We start from the raw sequence: 14713 nt of genomic DNA on the forward strand, positions 1-14713 counted from the left end.
CCTACCTATGAGATTTAGAAAAGTATTATTTATTATCTAAAATAAGCGTTTTTAGATAAAAGAGGCAAGTGTTTTAAAGAGAAGAGCCAAAGTGTTTTAGTTCTAGAATAGGAAATGAGGTAATGTAAATAAAGAACTCATTTATTTACTTACCTCATTTACTACTCTAGAACCTATTTACAAATATTAAGATTGTTTATTTCTAATAATACTATTCTTGCGCCCGTAGGTATAATAAATCACCATACCAATAGCCATCCACACAATCAGTCGAATCCACGTATCTAATGGCAAGAATGCCATCATTCCTACACAAGTCAATATCCCCATAATTGGCACAAACGGCACCCAAGGTGTTTTGAATGAGCGTGGAATATCTGGATTCGTTTTTCTTAAAACCAAAATACCGCCACAAACCACTACAAAGGCCAATAAAGTACCAATACTAGTCATTTCACCAACAACATCGATTGGAACAAAAGCTGCAAACAAACCTACAAATACACAGAATAAAATATTGGACTTCCAAGGCGTACGGAATTTGGGATGTACTTCAGAGAAGATTTTAGGCAGAAGTCCGTCTTTAGACATACTAAAAAATACCCGTGACTGTCCCATCAAATCTACCAGAATTACAGAGGTATAACCCACTAAAATGGCTAAAATTACCAATTGGGATAACCAAGCGTATGGCGTTTGTTGAATAGCCACCGCTACAGGTGCAGCATTGTTTTTGAAAGTAGTATAATGTGAAAGACCTGTCATGACATGTGCAAATAACACAAACAAAACGGTACAAACTAACAAAGAACCAATAATACCAATAGGCATATTACGCTGTGGATTTTTAGTTTCTTGTGCCGCTGTCGAAATAATATCAAATCCTAGGAATACAAAAAATACTACACCTGCTCCACGTAATATTCCTGACCAACCATATTCTCCAAACACACCTGTATTAGCAGGAATATAAGGTTGATAGTTTTGTGGTTGCACATAATTCCATCCCAAAGCAATAAATACCAGTACCACCGCCACTTTGAGCGACACCACAATAGCATTCCATATAGCAGAACCTTTGGTACCACGCATCAAAATAAAGGACATTAACACCACCACTAAGGTCGCAGGCAAGTTAAACAAACCATGAATCTGCTGTCCATCGGCCAGCGTAACCGTTTCAAATGGCGAGTGAACCAATTGAGGAGGAATATAAAGTTGATAGTAAGCTAAAAACTTCACCAAATAATTAGACCAACTAATCGCCACTGTAGCAGCACCCACAGAGAATTCCAGCACCAAATCCCAACCGATAATCCATGCTACTAACTCGCCGAGTGTCGCATACGAATACGTGTAAGCACTACCTGCCACAGGAATCATTGCCGCAAACTCTGCATAACATAAGCCTGCAAAAGCACAGCCAACCGCCGCAACCACAAAAGAAAGCGTCACTGCTGGCCCAGCATTATTGGCTGCCGCCAAACCTGTAAGTGAAAATAAGCCTGCTCCAATAATTACCCCTAAACCGAGCATAATTAATTGAAATGCATTAAGAGAGCGTTTGAGTGTTTTCTCGCCTGACTCCTCCGATTCTTGGATGAGCTGTTCGATGGGTTTGATGTATTTCACTGTTTTTTAGTTTGTTGAATAATATTTTACAAAGTTAGGTCAGGATACGCTTATTTACTAGAGTAATATTATAGATTTTGTATAATTAAGTAAAAGAAGTTAAATAGTTGGGATTTTATCCGCAATAGGCTTTATGCCTAATGCGAAAAATATAAAAGTATCTTTTATAGAATTCGAAATACATTTTTGCCTAATAACTAACACCTATAACCTAAAGCATAACAATGTAAACTGATTCTACTAATAGATATCAAATCATGTCGCGATACACTACCCACCTCATTCCCACACAACTCCGTAAGCGTATCCCTCAAAAAATTCTTATCTTGCATATTCAATCAACCTTTGAAACGCTTAATGAAAATAACGCATTACTTCATCAAAACCTTAGCTATCCTAGGTTTGGCAAGTTCGGGGGCTTTGGCTCAATTAGAGCTTTTTCCCAATGCCAATCAAAAATGGGTAGACTCTGTATTTAAAACGCTGACAGTTGACCAAAAGATTGGGCAATTGATGATGCCTCGTGCTAATTACAACGCAACCTACGATACCACACGCCTCAACCAAATCGTAAGAGATTATCATGTAGGTGGATTGGTATTTTTTGCTGGAAATCCTAGTAAGCAAGCGGTATTAGTCAATAAGCTACAAGCCATGGCCAAAGTGCCCATGTTGATAGGAATGGACTTGGAATGGGGCTTAAGTATGCGTCTCGATAGTACAACGCGTTTCCCTTATCAAATGGCGCTTGGTGCAATGCAAGGCAATACCCCGCTACTCGAAGAAATGGGTTATCAAATAGCCCTTCAGTGTAAGCGTATAGGCGTGCATGTGAATTATGCGCCTGTGGTAGATATCAACAACAATCCCAACAACCCTGTTATCAACTTCCGCTCATTTGGAGAAAATAAGTATCAAGTAACGCAAAAGGCCATTGCTTACATGAAAGGCTTGCAACGTGGTGGCGTTATTACTTCTGCGAAGCACTTTCCTGGGCATGGCGATACAGGTACCGATTCTCATTACGATTTACCTTTGATTAGTCATAATCGTACTCGATTAGATTCTTTGGAGTTGTATCCTTATCGCGAACTTATCAAAAATGGTTTGCAAGGCGTGATGGTAGCTCACTTGAATATCCCATCGTTGGATACTACCAAAAACTTAGCTTCTACGCTTTCTAGAAAAGTAGTTACAGACCTTTTACGTAAAGAATTAAACTTCAAAGGTTTGGTATTTACAGATGCCATGGATATGCAAGGTGCAGTGAAGTTTTTCCCTGAAGGAACTGCCAACGTAAAAGCCATTCTTGCAGGAAATGATATTCTTGAAACATTTGTAGATGTTCCTGCGGCATTTAATGCCATCAAAAAAGCACTTTTGAGTGGAGAAATTTCTCAATCTGATATAGACGAACGTGTAAAAAGAATTCTTTTGGCTAAATCATGGGCTGGGCTAGATAAGTACAAACCGATTGATACCAAAAACTTGATTGATGATTTGAATCCTCGTTTTTCAGATTTACTCAATCGTCAGTTGGCAGTCAATACAGTTACTTTACTTCGTAACAAAAAAGATATTATTCCTTTACAAAACCTAGATACGTTAAAAATTGCCTCTTTGGTTATTGGAACACCAGCTTTTGGCTCGAAACCTGTAACAGATTTTCAGAAAATGTTGGGCAATTACACGGCTGTAGAACATTTTAACTTAGACGAAAACTCGGCTGATAGTACAATTGCTAAAGTTGAGGAGGCTCTCAAATCGTACAATTTGGTAATTATGGGTGTGAACGGGCAAAATATTCGCCCTGCTAAAAATTATAATATCCTCCCTAAAACTCAGGAGTTGGTTAAGAGATTTAGCAATGCCAAAACCATCATTACGCTTTTCTCAAACCCTTACACACTAGGTAAATTCGAAAACTTAGAAAGTGCAGCTGCCTTGGTTCAAACTTTCCAAGAAACTCCGCACACACAAGAAGCGGCAGCACAAGCTATATTTGGCGCTACTCCTATTACAGGCAAGCTCCCTGTGACGGTAAATACTGCTTTCAAATACAATGATGGTATTTCGACAAAAGCCCTTCAACGTTTTGAATATACAGTTCCAGAAGCAGTAGGGATAGATTCAAAATATTTAGGCGCTCGCATCGACTCAATTGTAACCACAGCTATCGACCGTAAAGCAACGCCTGGTGCGGTGGTTTTAGTCGCTAAAAATGGTAAAGTAATTTTCCATAAAGCTTATGGAAAACATACGTATGAAGGTAATCAAAAGGTAGCTTTAACTGATTTGTATGACTTGGCTTCGGTTACCAAAATTAGTACTTCGGTAGCAGCGATGATGCGTATGAGCGATGAAGGAAAGTTCTCATTGAGCAGTACCATGGGCGATATGATTCCTGACTGGAAAAACTCCAATAAAGCTGGATTGATTTATAAAGACATTTTGACGCACCAAGCACGCCTAAGAGCATGGATTCCATTCTGGCAAGATTGTATTGACTCTACCAAAATGCTACTGGCAAGCAAAGTGTATCAAGATAAAATTGCTGCGCACGGGTATCCAGAAGGATATAAAATTACGTTTTGGGAAAAACTTTTCAGTCGTAAAAAAGCTTATGCTCGTATTGAAAAAGCAATACAGTCTGACAAAAAACTTTGGGCGGAATGCGTGAATATCTCCACACAACCAACCATTTGGAAGCACCATACTTTTGCGGCTGAAAAATCTAATGATTATTCTATCCAAGTAGCAGAAAACCTTTGGATTCATAAAGATTACCACAATGTGCTTTACAAAGCAATTGAGGATTCGCCTTTGCGTGAGAAAAAAGAATATGTCTATTCAGATTTGTCGTACTATATGTATCCACAAATCATTCCTCGTCTGACTGGTAAAGATTGGGAATCTTTCTTGAAAGATACTTTCTACCAACCATTGGGTGCTACTACGTTGACTTACAATGCTCGTTTGCATTATGATTTAAACAGAATTGTACCAACAGAATATGACTCTCTTTTCCGTAAAACACTCATCCACGGACGAGTACATGATGAAGGTGCTGCTATGCTCAATGGTATTTCAGGACACGCAGGCTTGTTTGGTAATGCCAACGATTTAGCAAAATTGATGCAGATGTATTTGCAAAAAGGATATTATGGAGGTAAGCGTTTTATCAAAGAAAGTACTTTGAACGAATGGACGAGCTATCCGTTTAGTGTTGCAGAAAATAGTCGTCGTGGCATTGGCTTCGATAAGCCCGACCGCAAAAAGCCAGGCATCAGTGCTGCTCCAAGCGCCCCAGCGTCGAGCTTTGGACACTCTGGTTTTACAGGAACTTATACTTGGGTTGACCCCGACAATCAACTGGTGTATGTATTCTTAGCCAACCGAGTATATCCTACACGCAACAATTCCAAACTGTCAGACCTCAATGTTAGAACCAATATCAATGAGGTAATCTACGATGCTATCAAAAGAGGTATTAAGAAATAAGGTTTGAAATGGAGAGGATTTGAAAATTTGAGAATTTGAAGATTTGAAAATGTCATAAACCTCCATTTTGGTATAGCTGTAAAAGCGACCTAGATACGACAGATAAAATTTGTCATATCTAGGTCGCTTTTTTTATCACTGGTTCAAGTCTGTGACTTTGACCTATTCTTTCAAGAGTTTATAACTTTACAGTGAACTAGACATTAAGAAGAATTCCTTTACTCCAACGTGATTAATTCAATCTCAAAATCTGATTTATTTAGTGCTTGCAAAATCGCATCTACCCCATCAAGTGCTGAACCCATATCAAGTGTGAAGAGATAGACATTTTTCTTTTTCTTTTCATAGCTGAAATTATGGATTAAGCCTAAGTTAGTCATGTCACTTTCATCAGAATCATCTTTTAACAAGCTTTTTTGATTATACGATTCAATAGCATTTCCGATAAATTCAGCTAAAATTTCGATGTTGACAGGGGTCTTTATCTTAATGCCAATATCTGGAAATGAAGAACCAAACCAGCCCATTTCTCGAATCTTAAACCGATAAAGTTTTTTGTCTATCGTAGCTTCTTTAGTAGGACGTTTCCACATATATTCGTTACGCTCAACGACCTGCTGTAATCGTTCTTGTGATGGCATATTTTCAATCCAAAAGCTGATTTCTTTGTCTGTTACATCATCAGAAGCTAATACAATACTTCCATCTGATGAACGCCAGTGAAGTTCTGCTTCGGTAACCTCGGTACTCCAGATACTCAAGGATGCTTTTGCAACCATCACGTCAATAATACCAAAGTACATAAAACCATTTTTATCGATTTTAGGTATAGAAACCCGTACAAATAGAAGTGATTCTTTCACATAGGGCACAACTTCTGATCTGATAATAGGAGCTAAAAATGATTCGACTTTTTCTAAGAAGGATTCCGAATATTTACCTTCATAAATAACTATTTTCATGACTTTAACTTTGGGGTCTTTGCTTTAATTCTCTGTAGACTACATTAACTGGAACAGGTGTCGCCACACTATATTGTTTTCGTATAAAATAATTGGAAAAGATCCTATTCCAACGTGATTAATTCAATCTCAAAATCTGAATTATTTAGTGCTTGCAAAATCGCATCTACCCCATCAAGTGCTGAACCCATGTCAAGTGTGAAGAGATAGACGTTTTTCTTTTTCTTTTCATAGCTGAAATTATGGATTAAGCCTAAGTTAGTCATGTCACTTTCATCAGAATCATCTTTTAACAAACTTTTTTGATTATACGATTCAATGGCATTTCCGATAAATTCAGCTAAAATTTCGATGTTGACAGGGGTCTTTATCCTAATGCCAATATCTGGAAATGAAGAACCAAACCAGCCCATTTCTCGAATCTTAAATCTATAAAGTTTTTTGTCTATCGTAGCTTCTTTAGTAGGACGTTTCCACATATATTCGTTACGTTCAACGACCTGCTGTAATCGTTCTTGTGATGGCATATTTTCAATCCAAAAGCTGATTTCTTTATCTGTTACATCATCAGAAGCTAATACGATACTGCCATCTGATGAACGCCAGTGAAGCTCTACATCCCAGATTCTCAATGCGGCTTTTGCAACTAACACCTTAATCATGCAAAAGTGGTATATTGAATTATTATTATCGCTCTTACGAATAGACAATCCTATCCACAAAAGTGATTCTTTCACATGGGGAACAACTTCTGATTTAATAATAGGAACAATAAATGATTCGACTTTTTCTAAGAAGGATTCTGAACACCTACCTTCTGAAATATTTATTTTCATGACTTTAACTTTGGGGTCTTTGCTTTAATTCTCTGTAGACTGTATTACAACTGGTTCAAGTCTGTGACTTGGACCTATTCTTTCAAAAGTTTATAACTTTATCATTCTATTTGTCACCGGCATAATTATGAAGATAGGGACAAGTAAACAAACTTTAGTTCTTAATAAACTAGCTAACATAAATTTAATTTCTACAACAACATGAAAAAAGTACTTTTAGGCATTGGGCTTCTTATCTCATTTTTTGTCATCAGGCATTTTACCTTACAAAGAGTCTGGGATTTTGATATTTATGAAATGGATGGAGGCATCACATGCTCTAGTGTAAATACGCCATTTCGCGCGAGTTTACATAAAATAACAATTGAAGGATATTTGGAAAATGATGCCTTATTGTCAGTCATTTATTATAATGAACATTCATCGTGGTACGAAAGAAAAGAGAATTGGGGTAAATCATACATCCAACATCCATTTATAGTCCTAAAAAAAGGCAAAATCAGAAAGGAAATTATCACTGATATTCTTTCTGCACCAGTTGACCTTTACAATATTATACTAATCCCGCAAGAAGCTCTTAAAGCTCCTTATAAGAATTCTCAAATAGGGAAATTACATATCCGAGTGGAACTCTATCAATATCGAAGTCCATTATTCTTGTAACTCTTGTTTATTGGAATTCAGGGGTTGAACCATTGTGATTTTTTTCTAAAAGGCGTTCGAAAAACTAATGTTGAACGCCTTTTGATATTATTTACAAAGCATTGCGTCTCTATCCCTAAAACTCATTTTTAAAATAATCACTCATCCACTCAATCACGAATCACTAAATTTAGCAAGTTAGTCTAGTAAAAACACTTAAACTCTTCTTTGCCAGTGCTTAATCTTTTTACTTTTCCTAGAAATTAAAACTTTCTACTAATAACCTGAAAAATAAAGGGTTGCGAGACTAAGGCTAATTGAATAATTGCCTGATAAGCGTAAAAAAATGTTTTCACAATCCATTTTTTAAGAGTATTTTTACTGTGTTAATACAAGAAACGCTTGGTTTTTATCATTATTTAATGATTTGTTAATACAAAACCAACCTCACAATTATTCAATCACAATTTGCGAAATGGCAACAGCAACTTTCACGCTCGAAAGAGATACTGAAATTTTTAACTTGATTAACCAAGAAGCACACCGCCAAGAATTTGGTATCGAATTGATTGCTTCTGAAAACTTCACATCTAAGCAAGTAATGGAAGCACAAGGCTCTGTGCTTACCAACAAATATGCAGAAGGTCTTCCAGGCAAACGTTACTATGGTGGTTGCGAAGTAGTTGACCAAATCGAAAATATCGCTATCGAACGTGCCAAAGCTCTTTTTGGTGCTACTTGGGCTAACGTGCAACCTCACTCTGGTGCACAAGCTAATGCAGCAGTATTTTTGTCTTTCTTGAACCCTGGCGACAAAATCCTAGGTTTCAACCTTGCACACGGAGGTCACCTTTCTCATGGTTCTCCAGTAAACTTTTCAGGTAAATACTTCCAACCATTCTTTTATGGTGTAGAAGAAGAAACAGGTTTGATCGACTGGGACAAAGTAGAAGCTACAGCCTTGAAAGAGCGTCCAAGATTGATTATCTGTGGTGCATCTGCGTATTCTCGTGACTGGGATTATGCTCGTTTGCGTAACATCGCTGACCAAGTAGGTGCTTTGTTGTTGGCAGATATTTCTCACCCTTCTGCTTTGATTGCAAAAGGTTTGTTGAATAACCCAATGCAACATTGCCATATCGTTTCTACGACAACACACAAAACGTTGCGTGGTCCTCGTGGTGGTTTGATTATGATGGGTCAGGATTTTGAAAACCCATTCGGTTTCAAAACATTGAAAGGTGATTTGAAAACAATGTCTGCTTGTTTAGACGGCGCTGTATTCCCAGGAACTCAAGGTGGTCCTTTGGAGCACGTAATCGCTGCTAAAGCTGTTGCTTTTGGCGAGGCTTTGTCAGACGACTTCCAAGTATATGCTGAACAAGTTCAGAAAAATGCTAAAGTTATGGCTCAGGCATTCTTAGACAAAGGTTACAAAATCATTTCGGGTGGTACAGACAACCACTTGATGTTGATTGACCTTCGTCCAAAAGGATTGACTGGTAAATTGGCTGAAAACACTTTGGTAAAAGCTGATATTACTATCAACAAAAACATGGTGCCATTCGATGACAAATCTCCATTTGTAACATCGGGTATGCGTGTAGGTACTGCTGCCATGACAACAAGAGGTATGAAAGAAGCTGAAATGTTGCACATTGTTGACCTTATCGATAGCGTATTGATGAACCATGACAACGAAACTTACATTGCTTCAGTAAAATCAGAAGTAAACAAATGGGTTGAGAACTTCCCACTTTACAGATAATTCTCTGATTTTGTCGATATGAAAAAACCCTGACACCTACAAAGGTTGTCAGGGTTTTTTGCTTTTTTCGTGTAACTTTGCGAATAAGCACTTGATATATTTCGTTGTCAAAAACGAACTTATCTGGCAAGGAGCTTTCAAGATTTAGTTTTGTATAAAAAATACTTTACTCAATTTTTGACTCCATCTTGTTTGTTTTCCTGTAAGTAAAAGACTTTCAGGTATTTGCTCGATACAACATCTCATTTTAATTTTTAAACTGACTAATGGCACTAGACCAAGAATTTGACGAAGAACTAGAAGAAGGTATCGAAGGAAAGGAAATGACCTTCGTAGAGCATTTAGAAGAACTTCGCTGGCATTTATTACGCTCGATTGCGTCTATTTTGATATTTACAATTGTTGCTTGGATTTACAGAGAAGAAATTTTTGGAGGAATCATCATGGGACCTGCCAAATCTGACTTCTGGACCAACCGAATGTTGTGTAAAGTAGCCGATGCTACAGGTATGGAAGGGCTTTGCTTTAAGCAAGCTAGCTTTATTTTGCAAAGTCGTGAGGTGTCAGGTCAATTTATGATGGCACTTACCCAGTCGATTATTGTAGGTTTGATGTTTGCATTCCCTTATTTCTTCTGGGAAATATGGAAATTTATTCGTCCAGGCTTGAAAGACACCGAAAAATCTGCTGCTCGTGGTGCGGTATTTTGGGTATCGCTTTTGTTTTTCATGGGTGTGAGTTTTGGATACTTTGTGGTTTCGCCAATGGCGATTAACTTCTTGGCGAACTTCAAACTTGATGATAGTATTCAAAACCAGTTTGACATCAACGATTATATTTCGTTGTTGTCGATGATGACATTGGCTTGTGGTCTTACGTTCCAACTCCCAATGATTGCTTATGTGCTTTCACGAGTGGGTATTTTGACGCCAACTTTTATGAGAGAGTACCGCCGTCATGCGTTGATTGTAATTTTGATTGTGGCAGCCATTATCACACCATCGCCAGATGTTATTTCTCAGTTGTTGGTAGCAACCCCATTGTTTGGTTTATATGAAATCAGTATTTGGGTTTCGGCAAGTGTCAATAAGAAAAGAGAAGCTGAAATACTCTAATCAAAATCTTCTTTTTAGTAACAGGAAAGATTAAATTAATAACATTGATAGTATTATTCTGATTGTGAATATCTTCAAATAACAGATATACAGTTAACGGATAACATCTTGTTACTTATTAACAAATAAGCCTTAGTACGAGTTGTACTAAGGCTTATTTGTTTTAGTTGGAAAGTGAACGCAACGCTTCCATCAAAAAAACTGTCATGTTTGTATCGTAAGTATTCAGTAAAATACGTAGTTTTCCCTTTCATTTGTAACCAACCGATTGTATGAAAAAAATACTTTTATTGTATTTACTCTTTCTCACGCATCTCACCTTTAGTCAAGAGAAGAGTCTTTACTCTACTTCACAACAAAGCAAACAACAAACTGTATCTCTAGAAATTAGTAAGCAGGAGGAAAATGAATACCAAAAAGCGTTAGAAACTGCAAAGTCTAAAAGCTGGCCCATTAATGGTGTTTATAAAGATGGAAGAGTTTACTCTCTGAAAGGATTGGACGCTACAGGGCAACCTCTTTACTTAATCACACATAGTAATGCCAAAGCCGCTGCTGCGACAAGAACTACCTCTATGTATACAGGTGGGAGTCTTGGGCTGAGCCTCAGTGGTAGTAGTAGTTATATGAGTGGTAAGCTAGGTATCTGGGATGGAGGACGTGTATATTCGAGTCACGTTGAACTTACAGGTCGTGTTACCCAACAAGATAATGCTACGACTTTAGACCAACATGCTACCCATACTTCGGGAACGATGATTGCTACAGGTATTTCGGCACAAGCGAAGGGGATGTCGTTTGGCGCGAACCTTCGTGCATGGGATTACAATAGCGATAATACAGAAATAAGTGCAGCGGCTAGTGGCTTGCTTATCTCTAATCACTCTTATGGTTACTTGGCAGGATGGAATTACGATTCAGACGTAAGCAAATGGCGTTGGATGGGTAACGTTAATATCAACGCTTTTGAAGACTATAAATTTGGATTCTACGATAGCAATACACAAACTTTAGATAAAATTGCCTACAATGCTCCTTATTACCTTATTGTAAAATCAGCAGGAAATAACCGTGGCGAAACAGGACCAGACCCGGGTACGGTTTATTACTTGGGTAGCGGAACAGATACTAGTTCGGTCGCAAGAAGTAAAAATGATAGCTATGATATTTTGCCAACGACGAGTACTGCCAAAAATATTTTGACTGTTGGCGCTGTAAACGCACTTGATGCAGCACCTACAAAATCTTCCGACATTAAAATCTCAGATTTTAGTAGCTGGGGACCTACAGATGATGGTCGTATCAAACCAGATATTGTTGGTGTGGGTGTAAACTTGTTCTCTACTTCTACAGGCTCAACTACAAGTTATGCTACCTTGAGTGGGACATCCATGTCGAGTCCGCAGGTGGCGGGTAGTTTATTTTTGCTCCAAGAATTATATGCCAAGCAGAATGATGGGCAATTCATGCGCTCTGCAACCCTGAGGGGGCTCGCCATTCATACCGCCGAAGATGCTGGAAATGTGGGTCCTGACTATATTTATGGTTGGGGTTTACTCAATATGGAAAAAGCAGGCAAAGTAATTTTGAATACTTCAAAATCAAATTTACTTCAAGAAAAAAGCTTAGCTCAAGGTGCGACTTCAACTCAGACAGTTGTTGCTTCTGGTCAAGAACCTTTAAGAGTAAGTATTGTTTGGACTGACCCTGAAGGTACCATTACTTCGACATCAGCATCAAACTTAAATAATCGCGCGCCTAAATTGGTAAACGATTTAGATGTAAGAGTTTCGGACGGTACTTCTAACTACTTACCTTTTACCCTAAATCCTGAAAAACCTTCAGATTTGGCTACAACTGGTGACAATATTAGAGATAACATTGAACAAATTTTAATCAGTAATCCACTGCCTGGGGCTACTTATACCATTACAGTAAGCCATAAAGGAACTTTGACTAATAGTAAACAAGATTTTTCATTGATTGTAAGTGGTGTCGGAACCGTAGCCTATTGTAATAATGCGGTAAGTTCAGGAAGCGATGTTATTGAGTCTGCAAGTTTAGCTGGTGGAAACAATGTTTCTACCAACCAAGCCGTAACGTTAAATGTTTCTGTAAAAAATACGAGCAATCATATCTTAAAAGCATTCATTGACTGGAATAGCAATGGAAGTTTTGATGATGATGGTGAGTTAGTTGGCACTACCACCGTAAATGGCACAGGAGCTTATGCTCTTAACTTTACAGCACCTCAAACTATCAATTATGGCACAACTTTGCGTATGCGTGTGATTTGCTCGCAAGCGGCTAGTGCAAATGCTGTTACAGCTTGTGGTTCGGTTTCTAATGCTGAGGTAATCGATATTCCTTTGACTGTTACAAGGGCTTTGAGTGATATTGCAGTAACTAGCTTGATAACACCAGAAACAGGGCTATTTTGTAGTAATACAGCTTTGACTCAGCTTAAAGTAAGCCTTACCAATAATGGATTAAACAGCCTTTCTAATATTCCAGTAAGTGTAACAGTAAGTAATACTTCTGGTGCTAGTGGAACATTCACAGGAACTTATACGGGAACTTTGGCTTCTCTAGCAACGGGTGAAGTAACTTTGACAGGAACGATGAATGTTGTCGCTGGACAGAGTTATAGTTTCGCCACACAAGCAACCTTAGCAAGCGACCAAGATTTAAGAAATAACCAAGTTACCTTTACTCGTTCAGTAAGTACCACAGCTGCTCCAACAGCCGAAGCCATTGTATGTGATGGTGCTAGTACTGCCATTATCAAATCGGCAAGCTCTACTTCTGTACAATGGTTTGACCAATCTGCAGGTGGAACACTTATCTACACTGGAGGTACAGGCTCATTTGCCTTACCAACAGGAACAAGCAAGTTGTATGTTTCAACAGGCGAAATTTCGGGAAGTATTGGGGCAAAAACCAAATATGACTATAGTGATGGTTCTTATTATGAATATTTTGGTCCAGCTATCGTAATGACAACCCAAGCTCCTGTTGTACTTAAAACCGCTAGAATTTACGTAGGAACACCGGGTAATATTACTTTTAGTGTAGTAAATGCCGCAGATGGCGCCCCTGTTTCTTCTGTAACAATTCCAGTACAAGCAACTAGAACAACTGCAAATTCGACAAGAAGTAACTCTCAGTTGGTTGACGACAAAACTGACCAAGGGGTCGTAGTTAATCTTAACCTCAAATTACCTGCCGCTGGTACATATTACATCACGCAAGAATGTACAGATGGAGCCTCGATTTACAGAAGTAATAAAAACCTTACTTCAACTGCAACAGATTTAGTAGGATATCCTTTCTCATTAAATAATACCGTGAGTATTACAGGAGCTTATTACAATAGTAGTATTATCAAAACTGGATATTACTATTTGTATGACATTAATATTGGAGCATTAGAATGTCCAAGTACACGTGCTGCTGTAACTATTCAAAGTGTAACTGCTCCTACTGTAAGTGTTACCCCAGCAAGCACTATTAGCTTCTGCCCTGATGGCGCTGGTACATTAACCGCTACTTTGGGCAATGGTTATACTTATCAATGGTATCGTAATGGCGCTACTTTAACTGGTGCTACCAGCAATACGTTGAATGTAAGTATCGCGGGAAGTTACACTGTTAAAGTATCAAATGGTGGAGCTTGTTCTACTACCACTTCGGGTGTGACAGCAACAGCTTACACTCCAATTGCTCCTTCTGTAAACTGGACAAATGGAGTACTTGCAGTACTATCGGGAACAAACCCAACATGGACTCTCAATGGAATTGAGTATACCGCAGCCAAAGGATTAGCAAGCTTTACTCCTATTCAATCAGGTTTTTACAATGCTAAAGTTACTGATGCGAATGGTTGTAGTGCTTACTCTGCGGGCGTAACCGTAACGATTACAGCCATTGAAGAAGATTTGTTGTCAGATGGGCAATCAAAAGTTTATCCTAATCCAACTTCTGGAGTTGTTACGGTAAAAGTTCCTGATAATAATTATAAGGCTGTTACAGCAGAAGTAATTTCTTTAGTAGGAAATACCCTAACTCAAAAATCGATGGAACGTATCGGAAATGATTTCTGGACAAGCCTAGATTTAAGCCAATATACCTCAGGTCAATATTTCATCCGAGTATATACAGATGCAGGTACAAGAGTCTTGAAAGTAGCTTTACAAAAGTAATTTCAATGATTTGAGTTTTTGAATCAGCAAAAAGCCCGATAAGAGTTACTTTCTT

General features: G+C 38.2%; 8 protein-coding genes. 5 read left to right on the forward strand and 3 right to left on the reverse strand.

Annotated features, from left to right (window positions below):
• Nucleotides 1–186: 186 nt before the first annotated feature.
• Nucleotides 187–1632, reverse strand: a complete 1446-nt coding sequence (locus QM481_RS19710) for an amino acid permease (RefSeq protein WP_283383010.1) — start codon at nucleotides 1630–1632, stop codon at nucleotides 187–189.
• Nucleotides 1633–1989: 357 nt separating this feature from the next.
• Between QM481_RS19710 and QM481_RS19715 the strand changes: the two genes are divergently transcribed.
• Nucleotides 1990–5133 (forward strand): serine hydrolase domain-containing protein, encoded by a 3144-nt coding sequence (locus QM481_RS19715; protein ID WP_283383011.1) that lies wholly within the window; start codon nucleotides 1990–1992, stop codon nucleotides 5131–5133.
• Nucleotides 5134–5351: 218 nt separating this feature from the next.
• On the opposite strand, the gene QM481_RS19720 is transcribed toward QM481_RS19715, so the two are convergent.
• Nucleotides 5352–6095: a hypothetical protein gene (locus QM481_RS19720; protein WP_283383012.1), complete on the reverse strand. Its 744-nt coding sequence runs from the start codon at nucleotides 6093–6095 to the stop codon at nucleotides 5352–5354.
• A gap of 104 nt (nucleotides 6096–6199) precedes the next feature.
• Nucleotides 6200–6931: a hypothetical protein gene (locus QM481_RS19725; RefSeq protein ID WP_283383013.1), complete on the reverse strand. Its 732-nt coding sequence runs from the start codon at nucleotides 6929–6931 to the stop codon at nucleotides 6200–6202.
• Between the two features lie 201 nt (nucleotides 6932–7132).
• Here QM481_RS19725 and QM481_RS19730 point away from each other — a divergent pair, with 201 nt between their 5' ends.
• The 4 genes from QM481_RS19730 to QM481_RS19745 all read left to right on the forward strand — a co-directional run bounded on the left by QM481_RS19730 (nucleotide 7133) and on the right by QM481_RS19745 (nucleotide 14658).
• Entirely contained in the window at nucleotides 7133–7594 is a 462-nt protein-coding gene (locus QM481_RS19730) for a hypothetical protein (protein WP_283383014.1), read from the forward strand.
• A 454-nt stretch (nucleotides 7595–8048) separates the two neighbouring features.
• On the forward strand, nucleotides 8049–9341 hold the full coding sequence (gene glyA, locus QM481_RS19735; protein ID WP_166553262.1) for a serine hydroxymethyltransferase: 1293 nt from the start codon (nucleotides 8049–8051) through the stop codon (nucleotides 9339–9341).
• 266 nt (nucleotides 9342–9607) lie between these two features.
• Nucleotides 9608–10456, forward strand: a complete 849-nt coding sequence (gene tatC, locus QM481_RS19740; RefSeq protein ID WP_166553261.1) for a twin-arginine translocase subunit TatC — start codon at nucleotides 9608–9610, stop codon at nucleotides 10454–10456.
• A gap of 272 nt (nucleotides 10457–10728) precedes the next feature.
• On the forward strand, nucleotides 10729–14658 hold the full coding sequence (locus QM481_RS19745; protein ID WP_283383015.1) for a S8 family serine peptidase: 3930 nt from the start codon (nucleotides 10729–10731) through the stop codon (nucleotides 14656–14658).
• The last annotated feature ends 55 nt before the right edge of the window (nucleotides 14659–14713 follow it).

Origin of the sequence: Flectobacillus rivi (assembly GCF_030056655.1) — a bacterium.
Lineage (GTDB): Bacteria > Bacteroidota > Bacteroidia > Cytophagales > Spirosomataceae > Flectobacillus > Flectobacillus rivi.